The 16,036-nt window shown below is 68.3% G+C and carries 16 protein-coding genes and 1 tRNA gene; 10 read left to right on the forward strand and 7 right to left on the reverse strand.

Translation table 11 applies throughout. The features are described 5' to 3' along the window. Positions 1 to 50 precede the first annotated feature (50 nt). A complete protein-coding gene (locus Q8S38_RS12975) occupies positions 51 to 1,328 on the forward strand; it encodes an O-acetylhomoserine aminocarboxypropyltransferase (protein WP_305680836.1) in 1,278 nt (425 codons plus the stop codon). A 162-nt stretch (positions 1,329 to 1,490) separates the two neighbouring features. Here the strand turns inward: Q8S38_RS12975 and Q8S38_RS12980 are convergent, their stop codons facing one another. After that, on the reverse strand, positions 1,491 to 2,558 hold the full coding sequence (locus Q8S38_RS12980) for a COX15/CtaA family protein (RefSeq protein ID WP_305680837.1): 1,068 nt from the start codon (positions 2,556 to 2,558) through the stop codon (positions 1,491 to 1,493). A gap of 141 nt (positions 2,559 to 2,699) precedes the next feature. On the opposite strand from Q8S38_RS12980, the gene Q8S38_RS12985 reads away from it, so the two are divergent. Next, entirely contained in the window at positions 2,700 to 2,909 is a 210-nt protein-coding gene (locus Q8S38_RS12985; protein ID WP_305680838.1) for a DUF2842 domain-containing protein, read from the forward strand. A 93-nt stretch (positions 2,910 to 3,002) separates the two neighbouring features. Here the strand turns inward: Q8S38_RS12985 and Q8S38_RS12990 are convergent, their stop codons facing one another. Beyond that, complete coding sequence (locus tag Q8S38_RS12990) at positions 3,003 to 4,055, reverse strand: polysaccharide deacetylase family protein (RefSeq protein WP_305680839.1); 1,053 nt, start codon at positions 4,053 to 4,055, stop codon at positions 3,003 to 3,005. Positions 4,056 to 4,189: 134 nt separating this feature from the next. On the opposite strand from Q8S38_RS12990, the gene Q8S38_RS12995 reads away from it, so the two are divergent. After that, positions 4,190 to 5,455, forward strand: a complete 1,266-nt coding sequence (locus Q8S38_RS12995; RefSeq protein ID WP_305680840.1) for a GNAT family N-acetyltransferase — start codon at positions 4,190 to 4,192, stop codon at positions 5,453 to 5,455. Between the two features lie 6 nt (positions 5,456 to 5,461). Here Q8S38_RS12995 and Q8S38_RS13000 read toward each other — a convergent pair whose 3' ends face one another. Beyond that, entirely contained in the window at positions 5,462 to 7,642 is a 2,181-nt protein-coding gene (locus Q8S38_RS13000) for a GumC family protein (protein ID WP_305680841.1), read from the reverse strand. Positions 7,643 to 7,835: 193 nt separating this feature from the next. On the opposite strand from Q8S38_RS13000, the gene Q8S38_RS13005 reads away from it, so the two are divergent. Beyond that, entirely contained in the window at positions 7,836 to 8,396 is a 561-nt protein-coding gene (locus tag Q8S38_RS13005) for a polysaccharide biosynthesis/export family protein (protein WP_305680842.1), read from the forward strand. A gap of 19 nt (positions 8,397 to 8,415) precedes the next feature. Further along, a complete protein-coding gene (locus Q8S38_RS13010; protein ID WP_305680843.1) occupies positions 8,416 to 9,576 on the forward strand; it encodes a glycosyltransferase in 1,161 nt (386 codons plus the stop codon). Between the two features lie 15 nt (positions 9,577 to 9,591). On the opposite strand, the gene mdtI is transcribed toward Q8S38_RS13010, so the two are convergent. Beyond that, complete coding sequence (mdtI, locus tag Q8S38_RS13015; RefSeq protein WP_305680844.1) at positions 9,592 to 9,930, reverse strand: multidrug/spermidine efflux SMR transporter subunit MdtI; 339 nt, start codon at positions 9,928 to 9,930, stop codon at positions 9,592 to 9,594. Next, positions 9,927 to 10,298: a DMT family transporter gene (locus Q8S38_RS13020; protein ID WP_305680845.1), complete on the reverse strand. Its 372-nt coding sequence runs from the start codon at positions 10,296 to 10,298 to the stop codon at positions 9,927 to 9,929. Before Q8S38_RS13020 ends, mdtI begins: the two co-directional genes overlap by 4 nt. A gap of 537 nt (positions 10,299 to 10,835) precedes the next feature. On the opposite strand from Q8S38_RS13020, the gene Q8S38_RS13025 reads away from it, so the two are divergent. Both Q8S38_RS13025 and Q8S38_RS13030 read left to right on the forward strand, forming a co-directional pair. Beyond that, complete coding sequence (locus tag Q8S38_RS13025; RefSeq protein WP_305680846.1) at positions 10,836 to 12,386, forward strand: undecaprenyl-phosphate glucose phosphotransferase; 1,551 nt, start codon at positions 10,836 to 10,838, stop codon at positions 12,384 to 12,386. Beyond that, entirely contained in the window at positions 12,383 to 13,645 is a 1,263-nt protein-coding gene (locus Q8S38_RS13030) for an O-antigen ligase family protein (RefSeq protein WP_305680847.1), read from the forward strand. The genes Q8S38_RS13025 and Q8S38_RS13030 overlap by 4 nt, the downstream gene beginning before the upstream one ends. Here Q8S38_RS13030 and Q8S38_RS13035 read toward each other — a convergent pair. Then, complete coding sequence (locus Q8S38_RS13035) at positions 13,615 to 14,433, reverse strand: class I SAM-dependent methyltransferase (protein ID WP_305680848.1); 819 nt, start codon at positions 14,431 to 14,433, stop codon at positions 13,615 to 13,617. The two genes, Q8S38_RS13030 and Q8S38_RS13035, sit on opposite strands and share 31 nt — an antisense overlap. 210 nt (positions 14,434 to 14,643) lie before the next feature. Between Q8S38_RS13035 and Q8S38_RS13040 the strand changes: the two genes are divergently transcribed. From Q8S38_RS13040 to Q8S38_RS13050, 3 genes are all read left to right on the forward strand, one after another. Beyond that, positions 14,644 to 14,721 (forward strand) — tRNA-Pro (locus Q8S38_RS13040). Between the two features lie 109 nt (positions 14,722 to 14,830). After that, positions 14,831 to 14,980, forward strand: a complete 150-nt coding sequence (locus Q8S38_RS13045; RefSeq protein ID WP_305680849.1) for a hypothetical protein — start codon at positions 14,831 to 14,833, stop codon at positions 14,978 to 14,980. Between the two features lie 102 nt (positions 14,981 to 15,082). Continuing rightward, the gene (locus Q8S38_RS13050) at positions 15,083 to 15,313 is read left to right on the forward strand and encodes a hypothetical protein (RefSeq protein WP_305680850.1); all 231 of its coding nucleotides are present in this window, start codon (positions 15,083 to 15,085) and stop codon (positions 15,311 to 15,313) included. Between the two features lie 45 nt (positions 15,314 to 15,358). On the opposite strand, the gene Q8S38_RS13055 is transcribed toward Q8S38_RS13050, so the two are convergent. Next, positions 15,359 to 15,979 (reverse strand): alpha/beta hydrolase, encoded by a 621-nt coding sequence (locus Q8S38_RS13055; RefSeq protein ID WP_305680851.1) that lies wholly within the window; start codon positions 15,977 to 15,979, stop codon positions 15,359 to 15,361. Between the last annotated feature and the right edge of the window lie 57 nt (positions 15,980 to 16,036).

Genomic DNA, 16,036 nt, shown 5'->3' on the forward strand with positions numbered 1-16,036 from the left:
GATAAAACGAACGCAATGTCTCGCATTCAGAAGATCGCAGGGAGTTGACCATGACCGACCGCGCCCCAGGGTTCCATACGCTCGCCATCCATGCCGGCGCCGCGCCCGATGCGGCCACCGGCGCGCGCGCCACGCCGATCTACCAGACCACGTCCTTCGTCTTCGACGATGTCGACCATGCCGCCTCGCTGTTCGGGCTGCAGGCCTTCGGCAACATCTACACCCGCATCGGCAACCCGACCAATGCCGTCTTGGAGGAGCGCGTCGCGGCGCTCGAGGGCGGCACGGCGGCGCTCGCGGTCGCCTCGGGCCATGCGGCCGAGTTCCTCTGCTTCCACGCGCTGATGCAGCCCGGCGACGAGTTCGTCGCCGCCAAGAAGCTCTATGGCGGCTCGATCAACCAGTTCAACCACTCCTACAAGAACTTCGGCTGGAACGTGATCTGGGCCGATTCCGACGATCTCGAGGCGTTTGCCGCCGCCGTGACGCCGAAGACCAAGGCGATCTTCATCGAATCCATCGCCAATCCGGGCGGCGTGATCGTCGACATCGCCGGCATCTCGAAGATCGCCCGCAAGCACAACATCCCGCTGATCGTCGACAACACCATGGCGACGCCCTACCTGATCCGCCCCTTCGAGCACGGGGCCGACATCGTCGTGCATTCGCTGACCAAGTTCCTCGGCGGGCACGGCAACTCGATCGGCGGCATCATCGTCGATGGCGGCTCGTTCAACTGGGTCGGCGACGACCGCTACCCGATGCTCTCCAAGCCGCGGCCGGAGTACAACGGCATGGTGCTCGGCGAGACCTTCGGCAATTTCGCCTTCGCCATCGCGACCCGCGTGCTCGGCCTGCGCGACATGGGCCCGGCGCTCTCGCCCTTCAACGCCTTCATGATCCTGACCGGCATCGAGACGCTGCCGCTGCGCATGCAGCGCCATTGCGAGAGCGCGCTCGCGGTCGCGACGCATCTCTCGCAGCATCCGGCCGTGGAATGGGTCAGCTATCCCGGCCTGCCCGGCGACCGGTATCACGAGCTGGCCAAGCGCTACTGCCCCAAGGGCGCGGGCGCGGTCTTCACCTTCGGGCTGAAGGGCGGCTACGACGCCGGCGTCAAGCTCGTCACCGAGCTGAAGCTGTTCTCGCATCTGGCCAATATCGGCGACACGCGCTCGCTGGTGATCCACCCGGCCTCGACCACCCATCGCCAGCTCAGCGACGCGCAGAAGACGGCGTCCGGCGCCGGCCCGCAGGTGATCCGCCTGTCGATCGGGCTGGAGGATGTGGCTGACCTGATCGACGATCTGGATCAGGCGCTGGTCTGAGCGCTGTCTTTCCGGGGCGTCGCGCAGCGACGTACCCGGAACCCACGACCGGGTGAACCTGTCCTCGACACCGCTGCGTCGACAGGGAACCCACGAGCGGTCACCCGGTCGTGGGTTCCGGGTTCACGCCTGCGGCGTGCCCCGGAATGACTGGTGGGAGGTTCAGCCCCGCGCGGCACCTTCCGTGCGCGTCACATGCACGACGCCCATCGCCAGCACCAGGAAGCCGAGCGCCTGGTGGGCGAGGCCGGCCCAGAGCGGCACGACCAGCAGCAGCGTGACGATGCCCAGCGCCGACTGGACGAGGACGAGGCCCGAGATCGCGGTGGCGCGCATGGCCCCGCCCGAGCCCGGCGCGATCTTGCGCAGCACCAGCATGTGCCAGAGCGCCAGTGCCAGCAGCAGATAGGCGCCGATGCGGTGGTTGAACTGCACCAGCGCCGCGTTGTCGACGAAGTTCTCCCAGAAGGCCGGGCGCACGAACAGCGTATCCATGCCCGGCACCAGCGCACCGTCCATCAGCGGCCAGGTGTTGTAGATGAAGCCGGCGCGCGAGCCGGCGACCAGCCCGCCGAGCGCGATCTGGCCGAAGAGCAGCGCCAGCAGCACCCAGGCCAGGGTGCGACCCTGTGCGGGCTCGATGCGCCGCGCCGGCGTCATCCAGGTGGCAAAGGCGACGACCGAGGCGAAGAACAGGGCGGCAAAGGTCAGGTGCAGCGTCAGCTTCACTGGCGCGACCGCGATCATGCCCGGCTGCAGGCCCGAGGCGACCATGATCCAGCCGATCGTCCCTTGCAGCGCCAAGAGCAGGCCCATGCCGAACAGGACCAGCGTCTGGCGCCAGGGCAGCAGCCGCAGCGCCGCCACGATGAGGAAACCGCCGAGATAGACCAGCCCGATGAAGCGGCCGAGCTGGCGGTGGCCCCATTCCCACCAATAGATGAACTGGAATTCGCCCAGGCTCATGCCCTGGTTCAGCAGCTGGTATTGCGGGCTGGCGCGGTATTTCGCGAATTCGCTGGCCCAGACCTCGGACGAGAGCGGCGGCAGCGCGCCGGTGATCGGCTTCCATTCGGTGATGGAGAGCCCCGAACCGGTCAGCCGCGTCGCGCCGCCGACGATCACCATCACGAAGACGAGGGCGGCCACGGTCCAGAGCCAGCGGCGAATGCCGGCATGGCTGGTGGCCGGCAGGGCGGCGGGTCGGGCTCGGTCGAGGGCGATCGTCACGGGAGCGGGGCCTTCGGTCGCAAGAGCTTGCGCTTCACAAGCGGGATGACAGGTGACAGATAGTCGGCGCGCCCCAGCCCGACAACGCCCGCATTGCCGCAGGCCGGCGCCCGCGCCGACAGCCAGGATGATCCCGCCCCGATGAGACAGACCCACCGCAAGCTGATCGGCGCCGTCGTCATCCTCGTCTTCGTCTGCGTCTATGCGCTGGTCGCGATGGCGCTGGCGCAGGGCCGCATCACCACGGCGCCGAAGCTCGTCCAGACCATCGCCTATATCGCACTCGGGCTGGCCTGGGTGCTGCCGCTGCTGCCGCTGATCAAGTGGATGGAGCGGAAGGACCGGGCCTGAAAATCTGCCGTCATTTTAGGGCGGAGCGCAGCAGAGACCCGAGAATCCCTTGCCGGAGATGCTCGGGTCGAGCCCCGAGGATGACGCGCTGACCTACCCCACATTCACCCGCCTGCCCCGGTTCCAGAGCCAGAACGGCAGGCCCGAGAGCAGCGCTTTCACAGCCGCATCGCTCTGGTGCAGGCCGTTGAGCGACACGCGCGGCAGGGCGTGGAGGTGGTCGGCATGCTCAGCGAAGAGATGGCCCGGCCGCGTCGTCACCGCGCTGGCGAAGCCCGCCTCCTGCGTCAGTGCGAAATCGCGCGGCCCGGCCGAACTCGGGTCTCCGACGGGATAGGCGAAATGGCGGATGGGAACACCGAGTTCCGCTTCCAGCCTCACCTTGCCCTCGACGATCTCCGCCCGCGCGAACGCCTCGTCATGCTTGGCCAGCATCGGATGCGTCAGCGTGTGCGCACCGATGGTCACGCCAGGCGCGCCGGCCAGAGCGCGCAGCGTCTCCCAGGGCAGACATTCGCGCTCGGCCAAGGCCGCGCGGTCGATGCCGGCCTGCGTCGCCAGATCGGAAATGACTGACAGCAGAATCGCTTCCGGCTGTTTGCGAAGACGCCAGTATAGTGCCTCAAAGGCGCGCTGCTTGTCGGTGTCGCTGTCCGTCCGCGCCGTGAAGGGGCCGTCCGGAAGGGTCAGCGAGAGCGCCGGCAACGCGCGAATCGCCTCCTCGAGCTCCAGCCACCAGAGCCGCGCCGTGCGGTCGGCGAAGCCCGGCGTGACGAAGAGCGTCCAGGGCGCGCCATGTTTCGCCAGCACCGGCCAGGCGTGCTCGATGTTGTCGCGGTAGCCGTCGTCGAAGGTCAGCGCGACGAAAAAGCGGCCCGTCCGCGGCGCCGACAGGCGCAGAACCGCCTCGTCGAGCGAGACGAGGTCGTACCCCTCGGCGCGGATCAGCGCGAGCGTGCGGTCGAGAAAATCCGGCGTGATCTCGAGCAGGCCGTTGGGCTGAAAGCTGCCGGCGGCCGGCGGCCTGACATGGTGCAGCGTCAGGATCACGCCCGCGCCTTGCGCCAGCCCCCTGCCCCAGCGATCGGCGCGGGTGGCCGCGATCGCCTGGAAGATCGCCGAAAAGGCATGGTGGCGCAGGTTCATCTGTCCGTTCCGCGGCAACCGCTCGCTAACGCTGTTGGGCAATCCCGCCCTCGCAGCGCCGCGATCTTGCCCAGTCCGTTCACAATAGCGGGTTAAGGACATGCATCGTCGCCCATCCGAGGTCCGGCCCGTCCATGTCAGCCCTTGCCGAGTCGTCAGCCACTGCCGCGTCCGGTTCTGCCGGAACGCATCGCATCGCGTCGCCCGCGCGAAGCGATGACGGCCTGAGCGCCGCAGCCTGGCACAGCCTCTCGGTCACCGCCGACATCGCCACGATCGAGGCCGAGTGGCGCGGGCTCGAAGCCCAGGCGCTGGTCACGCCCTATCAGGCCTATGGCTGGGTGCGGCCCTTCGTCGAGACCGTCGGCGCGGCGCAGCGCATGGTGTTCCGCCATGCCGTTCTGCGCGATGCGTCGGGCGCCGCGCTGGCGATCCTGCCGCTGGTCATCACCCGCCGCAACGGCATCCGCTTTGCCGAGTTCGTCGGCGGCAAGCACGCCAACTACCATATGGGTATCTATGCGCCCGGTTTTGCGGCCGCGCTCGATGCCGAGGCGATCCGCCGGATGCTCGCCGAGATCGGCGCCGCGATCGGCGGGCTCGACGCCTTCATCTTCGTCAACCAGCCGACGCAATGGCAGGGCATCGCCAATCCGCTGGCGGGGCTGGCGGCGGGGCCGAGCCCCAGCGGCGCCTACAAGCTCGCCCTCGAGCCCGGCGATGGCGAAGGCTCGTTGCGGCGCTCGATGAGCAGCCACGCGCACAAGAAGCTCAAGAACAAGCGCAACCGTTTCGCCACGTTCGGCCCCTCCGAGGTGCTCCGCGCCCGCGCACCGGGCGAAATCGCGCGGGTGATCGACGCGTTCCTGCGCCAGAAGGCCGCGCGCTTCGCGATGATGGGCGTGCCAGACCCGTTTGCGCTCCCTGCCGTCCGGCGCTTCCTGGAACAGGGCGCGCAAGGGACTGCGGACCGGCCGCCGGTTCTGGAGCTGTACTCGCTGGATGTCGGCGGCCAGTCGGTCGCAACCTATGTCGGCGCGGTGCAGGCCGGGCGCTTTTCGGGCATGGCGACGTCCTTCGCCATGGACAGCGAGGTCGCCAAGACGAGCCCGGGCGAGATCCTGCTGATCGAGCTGATCAAGCTGAAATGCCGCGAGGGGATCACCATCTTCGATCTCGGCGTCGGCGAGGCGCGCTACAAGACGACGATCTGCAACGAGCGCGACGATCTGGTCGACAGCTTCCTGCCGCTGACGGCGAAGGGACACGCCTTCGCCTGGTTCAGCCGGGCCAAGCGCGAGGCCAAGCGCCGCATCAAGGCCTCGCCGGTGGCGCTAAAGCTCGCGCACCGCGTCTCTGGTTGGCTCAACCGCGGCCGTGGCCGGACCAGCGACGACTAGGGCGCGTCAGATCGGCGCGGGGTCGCGCTCGCGCAGGTCGCGCATCGGGATGGTGTCGGGCGCGTCCAGCATCAGCGTCACCGGCGCCTTGGCGAGATCGGCCAGGCGATAGGCGGCCTCGACGGCATGGCCATTGCCGAGCTGGCCGGCCATCACAAGGCCGCCCTGCGCGCGTTTCGCCAGAGGCGCGAGAACCGGGGCGGCATCGTTCGAGGCGGCGGCGACCAGGACCCAGTCATAGGTCTCGCAGAGCGCGTCGAGCGCGACCTCGACCAGATCGGGCGCGGCCAGCACGGCATCGCGGCCGGCGCGGCCAGGGCCGATGCGGTGCAGCCTGGAGCCCGGCTCGCGGGTGATGATGTCGGAAAACAGGGCCTCGCCGGCGAGCAGCTCGGAGAAGCCGGGCTGGCTGCGGCCCTCGTCGGCCGCGAGATCGACGATGATGCAGCGGCAGCGCTGCGACAGCAGATCGGCCAGATCATGGGGCGTGGTCGCGCCCTCGCCCGCACCGTCGAGCACCAGCACCATCGGCGCCATGCCGCGGGCGGGCTCCTCGATGCGCTCGGCGAGATCGGCCAGCGTCTGTTCGGGGTGGGCGAGATCGAGCGTGATCTGGCCGAGGCGGCCGCCATGGGTCAAAAGCCCGGCGACCCGTTCGCGGCGCAGATTGCTCTCGGTCTCGTCACCGCGCGGCGCACCGGCAGCGCCGCCGCCGACCCAGCCCGGCGCCCGGCGCGGCTGGGGAGCGGGCGTCTCGCCGCGGCCGTTGAGCAGCTCGCGCGAAACCACCGTCGCCAGCGAGACGAGGAAGGTCGCCAGCGTCGCCACCAGCACGGTCGGCAGCTTCTTGGGGAAGGACGGCTCGGTCGGCTCGATGGCGCGCGAGATGACGCGGGCGTCGGCGGGCGTCGCGTTCTGGGTGTCGCGGGCGACCGCCTCGCGATAGCGCAGCATGTACTGCTCGAGCTGCTCGCGCAGGGTGCGCGCCTCGCGCTCCAGCGCGCGCAGCTGCACCTCGCTGTCATTGCCGGTCGAGACGCTCTTCTTCTGGCCGTCGAGGGCGGCGGTGAAGCTCTCGACGCGCTGGCCGGCTATCTTGGCCTCGTTCTCCAGCGTGCGGACCGTGCGCTCGGCGGCGGCGCGAAGCTGGCCTTCGAGATCGGCGAGCTGGGCGTTGAGCTCCTTGATGCGCGGATGCTCGGAGAGGAGGTTGCGCGATTCGAGCGCGAGCTGGGCGCGCAGATTGACGCGCTGTTCGATCAGCCGGCGGACCAGCTCGTTGTTGGCGACGTCGGGGATCTCGAAGGTGCGGCCCTGCTTGATCGCGTCGCGGATCAGGCCGGCCTTGGCCTGCGCCTCGGCCTGCTGGCTGCGCGCGGCGGAGAGCTGGGTCGAGAGATCGCCGAGCTGCTGGGCGTTGATCGTGGTGTTGTTGGCTCCAACCAGCAGGCCGTTGCGCGAGCGGAAGTTCTCGACCTTGGCTTCGGCGTCGGCCAGACGCTGGCGCAGCGGCTCGATGGTGGTGGACAGCCAGGACGAGGCGCTGCGGGCGGAATCCTGCTTTGCGGCCTCCTGCAGCTCCAGATAGGCGCTGGCGATGATGTTGGCGCCGCGGGAGGCGAGCTCCGGATCCTGCGAGGTGAATTCGACCGCGACAATGCGCGAGCGCCCGACCGGATAGACCAGGAGCCGGTCGTAGTATTTCTCCAGCACGCGGTCTTCGGGCGAGCGGTCGGCCGGATGGGCCCCAAACCCGATCAGCACGCCGAGCTTGCGCAGGGCGTTGAGCGCGCCGGCGCCCGAATCGAACTCGGCGTTGCCGACGAGCCCGATGCGCTTGATCGCCTCGCGAGCAAGGTCGCGCGACATGATGATCTGGACCTGGCTCTGCACCGCCTCCGAGTCGAACTGTCCGACGCTGTCGGTCGAGGACTGGCCGGGCAGCGTGAAGAACGTGCCGCGGTTCTCCAGCAGGATGCGGGCCTCGCCCGTGTAGCGAGGCGTCACCAGGTTGACGGCGACGAAGGACAGGCCCAGCACCGCCAGCGTCGGCCCGATGATCCAGGCCTTGCGCCGCTTGATCGCAAGCCAGAGCGCCGAGAGGTCGAGCATGTCGCCGCGACCGTCATCGCGCGCCGCCGGCTCGCGGAACTGCTCCCTGACATGGCTCTCGGTCTGAGCGGTCATGATCCATCCATCCACGCAAAACTCTCGCGCCCTGAACAGGACGCAGTCTTGATGAAAGCTCAGTAAGGTTAGTGTGGGGTTAAGAGGCCGCCTGCCCGGCGTACCGATGCGGAGCGTCCGGTTTTGCGCTGAAGTCTTTGTTAACCATGTCGCGCCCATGCTCACGCCAAGCTTCGCATGGGTATCGCTTGTGATGAGTCGCCGTCTCGCCTCTTTCGTCCTGGCCGTTGCCATGACCGCCGGTGCCTGTGCGCCGCGTTATGCGCCGTCCGATTATGCGCTGTCGCAGCCGACCGGGCCCTACCGCCTCGCCAGCGGCGACCGCCTGCGCGTCATCGTCTTCGGACAGGACAATCTCTCGAACATCTATACCGTCGACGGCTCGGGGCGGATCTCGATGCCGTTGATCGACGCCGTCGATGCGCAGGGCCGCACAACCCAGCAACTCGAGGCGGCGATCGCGGCGAAGCTGCGCGCCGGCTTCCTGCGCGAGCCCAAGGTTTCGGTCGAGGTCGACACCTACCGGCCGTTCTTCGTCCTCGGCGAGGTCACGAGTTCCGGCCAGTTCCCCTTCGTCCCCGGCATGACCGTGCAAACGGCCGTCGCCATCGCCGGCGGGTTCACCCCGCGTGGCCAGCGCAGCTCGGCCGAGGTGACCCGCCTGATCGAAGGCCAGCTCGTCACCGCCAGCGTCCCGATCACCTACCCTGTGCAGCCCGGCGACACGATCGTCATCAAGGAACGCTGGTTCTGATCCACGCGGGAGGACCCCGATGACGGACGCCTCGCCGCGGCTGCGGATTCTGCATGTCTTCCGGGCGCCGCTCGGCGGATTGTTCCGGCATGTGCTCGACCTCGCCCGCGGCCAGGCACAGCGCGGCCATGAGGTCGGCATCTTCTGCGATTCCACCACCGGCGGAACCCGCGCCGAAGATGTCTTCGCGGAGCTCGCCAACCAGTTGGCGCTCGGCATCACCCGCGTGCCGATGTCGCGCTATCCAAGCCTGACGGATGCGAAGGCTCAGATGAGCGCGATCGCGCTGCGCGCGCGCCTCGCTCCCGACATCGTCCATTGCCACGGCTCGAAGGGCGGGCTCTACGGCCGGCTGCCGGCGCTGCTGACCCCGGGGCGGCGCTATGTCACCGCCTATACACCTCATGGCGGCAGCTTCAACTACAAGCCCGGCGGCACCGAGCATAAGGTCTATATGGCGGTCGAGCGTCTGCTCGAGCCGGCCACCGACATGTTCCTGTTCGAGAGCCGCTTCATCGCCGGCCGCTTCGAGGCCTATATCGGGCATGTCCCGAAGACCGACCACCGCATCGTGCTGAACGGCATCTCCGAGCCGGAATTCGAGCCGATCGACCATAGCGGCGCGACGTTCGACCTCGTCTATCTCGGCGAACTGCGCTCGGCGAAGGGCATCGACACGCTGATCGATGCGCTGAGCCTGCTCAAGACCCGCGACCGGCTGACACCGCGCACCCTAATCGTCGGCTCCGGCCCCGACGAGGCGACGCTGCGGGCGCTGACGGTGTCGCGCGGCATCGCCGATCAATGCGTCTTCGAACCGCCGGGCCCGATCCGGAAGGCGCTGTCGCGCGCCCATGTCATGGTGGTGCCCTCGCGGGCGGAATCACTGCCCTATGTCATCCTGGAAGCGGCAGCGGCGGCCCAGCCGCTGGTTTCCACCGATGTCGGCGGCATCAACGAGATCTACGGGCCGCGCCATCGCGACCGGCTGATCGCGACCAACGACCCGGTCGTCCTCGCGGGCGCGATCGCCACGATTCTCGCGCGGCCCGATGCCGAACGCGCGGCGGAGGCGACCGATCTCGCCCGGCATGTGCGCGAGAACTTCCAGCTCGACGCGATGATCGACGGTGTCCTCACCGCCTATCGCGATGCCATGGCCAGGCGCGCCGGGGCCTGAGAGGCCGCGTTGCGATCAGACCATCTTGAGCGCGACGACGCCGGCGATGACCAGGCCGATGCCGGCCCAGCCGCTCGGCCGGATGCGCTGCCCGAAGGCGAGCGCGCCGACGATGGCGGTGATGACCAGCCCGGCCCCGCCCCAGACGGCGTAGGCGACCGAGAGGTCCATGCCACGGATCGCCTGGGCCAGCGCCGCGAAGGCGCCGATCACCAGGACGATCCCGAGAAGCCCGTAGAGCCGGTGCCGCAGGCCGTCGGAGAGCTTCAGCAGGCAGGAGCCGGCAACCTCGAGCACCACCGCCAGCGCCAGCCAGGCGATGGCGAGCGACTGCGGAAGCAGGGGGGAGATCATGCCGGCCTCCCCTCATGCGAGCCGCCAGCCGCACGCTGGGCCGGCTTCTCGCCGACGCCGCGTTCGAGCAGCAGAATGCCGGACAGGATCGCCGCCAGCGCCAGGATGCGCTCGGGCGTCAGATGTTCGCCGAAGAGCAGATGGCCGATGACGGCGATGCCGACGATGCCGAGCCCCTCCCAGACCGCATAGGCGACCGCCAGCGGGATGACGCGCAGCGCAATCGAGAGCAGCGCGAAGGACAGGCCGATCAGGACCAGGGGCAGAAGCGCCACCAGCCAGGGGGCCGAGACGACCGACTTCAGCGCGGCCGTCGCGGCGATCTCGACGGCGATGGCCGCGAGCAGGAAGAACCAATGGGAAGACATGGAGCACACGGGGCGAAGCCGACGAGAGGCATCGCGGGGGCGATGCGACGAGGCTCAGCAAATGTTCGAGTTTGAAATCAGAGTCCGGAGCGAACAGGCTTCCGGCGGGATCACCGCGAAAGCAGCAATGCAATCATAAACCGGCCACCAGGGCCGGACATACGATCGCGCAGCAATGTGCTTCTCAGACACTCATCGTCGTCAGATATAGCCTCAATTGTTCTTTTCGTCAACCCGAAACGACTTCCGTGACGGTTTGCACGCTTTTCCAGCGAGGCAATCGATGGCCGTTTATCTGCAACAATACGTTGATCGGCCAAGGAAAACCGGCTTTTCTACGCAGCCGTTTTCGTGGGCGACGTCGGCCGTCGATTCCGCGCCGGCGCGTCGGGGAACCTGCGGAAACAGCGACCCGTCCGGTTAAGCCTTCCGTGAGCATTTTCGGGTAGTTCCACAGCAAGATCGGCGGCCGGCGAAGGCCAATCGTCAGGCGGCGCCGACAGCGACCACGGTTGCGAAGACCAGGGATGTGACGTCATGGGTGCCTTCGATGTCCGCGATCTGATCAAGGCCGACGCCGCCGCCTCCGCCACGCCGGAGATGTTCGGGCGGGCCGGCGGCGGGACGCGCATCTTCCATCCGCTGGCGGAGCGGATCGCCGCGATGCCGGTCAAGCCGACGCTCTCGCCGGTGATGATCGAGGGGCTGGTGCGCCTGCTCGACGTCCTGGCCGTGGTCGGCGCCGGCGGGCTGGTCTACTGGCTTTATGTCGCGGGCAACGCCGAGAACGTCCTGCCCTACCAGATCACCATACCGGCGCTGGCCGTGGGAGCCCTGGCGGTCTTCCAGGCGCTGCATCTCTACCATGTCGGCGCGCTCAGGAATTTCATCGCCATGGCGGTCCGGCTCGCCAGCGGCTGGACGTTGCTGTTCCTGATCACGCTCGCGACCTTCTTCTTTCTCAAGACCGGCGACCAGGTTTCGCGTGTCTGGCTGCTGGGCTTCTACGGCGTCGGCGGCGCGGCGCTGCTCCTCGAGCGCCTGATCGTCACGCTGGGCGTGCGCCACCTGACGCGCAGCGGGCGGCTGGAACGGCGCACCGCCATCGTCGGCGGCGGCGAAGGCGGCGAGGCGCTGATCAAGGCGCTGGAGGCGCAGCGCGACACGGGCCTGCGCATCTGCGGCGTCTTCGACGACCGCAACGACGACCGCTCGCCCGATCTCGTCGCCGGCTATCCCAAGCTCGGCACGATCGACGACCTCGTCGAGTTCGCCCGGCGCACCAAGCTCGATCTCGTGATCTTCACCCTGCCGATCTCGGCCGAGGCGCGCCTGCTCGCGATGCTGCGCAAGCTCTGGGTGCTGCCGATCGACATCCGCCTCTCCGCGCATATGTCGAAGCTGCGCTTCCGGCCGCGCTCCTATTCCTATTTCGGCGCGGTACCGGTGCTCGACGTCTTCGACCGGCCGATCGCGGATTGGGACATCGTCGTCAAATGGGCCTTCGACAAGGTCGTCGGGGCGCTGGCGCTGATCGTCCTCTCGCCGGTGATGCTGGCCACCGCGATCGCGATCAAGCTCGACTCGAAGGGGCCGGTGCTGTTCCGGCAGAAGCGCTACGGCTTCAACAACGAGCAGATCGAGGTCTTCAAGTTCCGCTCGCTCTACCACGAGATGACCGACCACACCGCCGCCAAGCAGGTGACGAAGGACGATCCGCGCGTCACCCGCGTCGGCCGCTTCATCCGCAAGACCTCGCTCGACGAGCTGCCCCAGCTCTTCAACGTCGTCTTCAAGGGCAATCTCTCGCTGGTCGGCCCGCGGCCGCATGCGCTGCACGCCACCGCCTCGAACCGCGCCTATGAGCAGGTGGTCGACGGCTATTTCGCGCGCCACAAGGTCAAGCCCGGCATCACCGGCTGGGCGCAGGTCAATGGCTGGCGCGGCGAGACCGACACCGAGGACAAGATCCAGCGCCGCGTCGAGCACGACCTCTATTACATCGAGAACTGGTCGGTGCTGCTCGACATCTACATCCTGATCAAGACACCGTTCTCGCTGATGACCAAGAGCGAGAACGCCTATTGAGCGCGCTGGCCGACAGGGGCCATGCGGAGCCGGCGCGCCGCGGCGGCCTGCGCATCTCCTATGCCGCGCTCAAGCGCGGCGCGCTCTGGCTGCTGACCGCCTCGAGCGGGCTCGCGTTGATCGAGCCCTCGCCCTACGAGGTCGTGTTCCTGCTCGCCGTCTTCGTCTTCATGATCACCGGCATCCGCTTCTCGCAGAAGCTTTTGCCGCTGGCGCTGCTGCTGCTGCTCTACAATATCGGCGGCACCTTCTCGCTGATCCCCTGGATGGATGAATCGGCCTCGGTCCGCTTCACCGCCGTGTCGGTCTATCTGATGGTGACCGCGGTGTTTCTGGCCGCGATCATGGCCGACGACGCGCTGGGACGCCTCGAAACGCTGCGCCGGGGCTATCTCTTCGCCGCCTGGGGCGCGGGCCTGGCCGGTCTGCTGGGCTATTTCGACGTGGCGGGGCTGGGGTCTGTCTTCACCCTCTATGGCCGCGCCTCGGGCACCTTCAAGGATCCCAACGTGCTCGGCCCCTTCCTGGTGCTGCCGATCATCTATGTGCTGCATCACATCCTGACCGGCCGGCTCGGGCTGATGCGCGGGCTCCTGCTGATGAGCGTGCCGTTGGCGGCGCTGTTCCTGACCTTCTCGCGCGGCGCCTGGGGCAATCTCGTCGCCGCCGCGCTGCTGATGATCGCGCTGACCTTCCTGACCGCCCCGAATGCGGCGCGGCGGGCCAGGGTCGTCGCGCTGACGCTGACGGCAATCGGCCTGCTGACGGTCGCGCTGCTCTTCGCGCTCTCCTTCGAGAACATCCGCAGCGTCTTCGAGGTCCGCGCCAGCCTCGACCAGAGCTATGATCAGGGCGTCACCGGCCGCTTCGGCAACCAGCTGCGCTCGATCCCGCTGCTGCTGGAGGAGCCCAACGGCTTCGGCCCGCTGCGCTTCCGCTGGCTCTTCCCGGAGGATCCGCACAACGTCTACATCAACGCCTTCGCCTCCTATGGCTGGCTCGGCGGCTTCTCCTGGCTGGCGCTGATGGCGGCGACCTGCCTCGTCGGCTGGCGCCTCGTCTTCCAGCGCTCGCCCTGGCAGAACCATGCGATCGTGCTGTGGTCGGTGCTGTTCGTCACGATCCTGCAGGGGCTGCAGATCGACACCGACCATTGGCGCCACATGTATCTGATGCTCGGGCTGGTCTGGGGGCTCGCCGCGCTGCCGGCGCCGCCCGCTGCGCGGCCTCAGCCGCGGTCCTTGCGGACGACGACATAGGCGTAGGTCGTCACGAAGTCCCAGCCGATCTTCGCGGCCAATGCGTTGAAGGCGTGGTCGGCCTGCTTCAGACCGGGCATGCGGTCGAAATAGCCATGGCCCCAGAAGCGCTGGATGTGGACGTCATTGAAGCCGGCGCGGTTGAGCATCGGCTCCAGCATCGCGCGGCTGCCGCGGCACCAGTCGTAATGGGCCGGGAATTTCGGATCGCCGCCGCCGTCACGCCGCGCCGGAAACAGCGCATGGACGATGGCGCGCGAGGCCTTCTCCGGCAGGATGTGGTTGAGCGCGAAGACCGGCGCCCAGAGTGTCGGGAAGAAGGCGAGCGCGACGCCGCCGGGCGCGAGCAGGGCGTGGATGTTGGTCCAGGCGCGCTCGACGTCGCGGACATGCTCGAAAACCATGCGCGAGACCATCAGGTCGTAGCCCCCGCGGGCGATGTCGGGCTCGGACAGGTCGCCGGCGATGTCGAAACGGGCGGTTTCGAGACCGGGCGGCGTCAGCGCCAGTTCGCCGGCATCGATGTCGTTGACGACGAGGTCGATGCCGCGGCGCCTCGCCTGCTCGGCGGTGAAGAGCGGATCACGCCCGCCGCCGATCTCGCAGACGCGGCGCAGGCCGTATTGCTGGGAGAGGGAGAGGATCGTCGCCTCGTAGTTCTCCCAGGCCCATTGCGAATGCCAGTCGGGCGCGAGTTCGCGAAAGAAGCCCTCGACGCTACGGGACGTCGGCGCCGAAACCCGCATCGCGGGGCGCATCGGATTCGCCGTGACTGTCGCCAATGACATGGTGGTCTCCGCCTGCTCGCCCTCCCCATCCCGCCCCAAGAGATGCCGGCATCGCGCCCCGCCCGCAATCGAAGAGTAAATCGAGGGTTAATCGCGAGGGGGCGCTGCTGTGCCCGTTCGACACAAAAACCGATTATCCCGCACGTCTTGCGAAACAAGCCCGCGAAGCCGATTGCATCCGCGGCCACCCGCCCCTATAAGCCGACCCGTCGGAGCGTAGCGCAGCCCGGTTAGCGCACTTGTCTGGGGGACAAGGGGTCGGAGGTTCGAATCCTCTCGCTCCGACCATTACCTCACCGCCCCCGCCCTCCCCATGGCGGTCTTTCGCGGTCGAGTGGGCAGGTTGTCCACAGCGCTCGAAGCGCGTCTCTTGCAGCCCCCTCCCCGATGACCCAACGTGACGTTCAGGGTCGCCGGGGTCGCTGTCATCATGCGTATGTTGTCGCGTTGTCTCGAATGGCGTGTTTCAGGCCAGTCGGCGATTTTTTTGCGCGCCCTGGTCGTGCTGGCGATCGCCATGGCGATCACCCTGCCCCTGCTGGCCTGAGCGCGGCGTCGGGCCGCGATCACCGCCCCTGCGATGCGGCTCGTATCGGCGCGCAATCGGGGGTAAGCTTCACTCTCCGCGTGTGACAGAAGGATGAGAGCGATGGCAGGGGAAAACCGGGGAACACGCGCCTGGCATGACGTGAACAACGTCCAGGAAGCGCCCCGCGAAAAGCAGAAGTCGAGCGGCCGCATCGCTGCCGAGGAGGCCGCCGCCCGCAAGAAGATCGAGGGGCTGAAGGCCCTGCGCATGGCCAAGCAGGCGGCCGAGCCGCCGGCGCCGCCCGCTCCCGAAAAGAAGACGAGGCGCAAGGCCACGGCCCCGACGGCCTGACTCCACAGCCATTCGGCGGCGCCATGCGCGCCGCCGATGGGGGCCTCAGGCTCCCGCCAGCCAGTTCTGCAGCAGCCCGATATCGGGCTGCGACAGGCCGTGACCGGCCGGCAGCACGCGATGATCGACGCTGGCGCCATGGCCCGACAGTGTCTGCGCCAACCGCCTGGCGTCCGCCGCCGGCACGATCGGATCCATCGCCCCCGAGAGGATGAGGACGCGCTGGCCCGCCAGATCCGCCTGTGGCGGCGAGACGAAGGGCGACATCGCCCGCAGCAGCGCCGCGCCCGCCAGAACGCCAGGCCGCAGCAGGAGCAGGCTCGCCGCGATGTTGGCCCCGTTCGAGAAACCGACCGCGACCGGCGCCGCGAGCCCGTAGCGGCGGCGGGCGTCCTCGACGAAATCCGCCAAATCCTGCGTGCGCCGACGCAAATCGTCCTCGTCGAAGACGCCCTCGGCCAGCCGCCGGAAGAAGCGCGGCATCGCGCCTTCCAGCACCTGGCCACGCGGCGAGAGCAGGCTGGCGCCCGGCGCCACCGCCCGGCCGAGGCCGAGCAGATCGCGCTCGTCCCCGCCGGTGCCGTGCAGCAGCAGCAGCGGCGGCCTGTGGTGATCGGCGCCGGGCTCGTAAACGTGAATGAAGTCGGTGGTCGCGGGAGCGTCCATCGTAAACCTCCTGTTCGATAGGGTTAGCGGACGGCCCTGCCCGGCTTGCAGGCCGGG

The organism is Allobosea sp., assembly GCF_030695125.1.
Classification (GTDB): Bacteria; Pseudomonadota; Alphaproteobacteria; order Rhizobiales; family Beijerinckiaceae; genus Allobosea.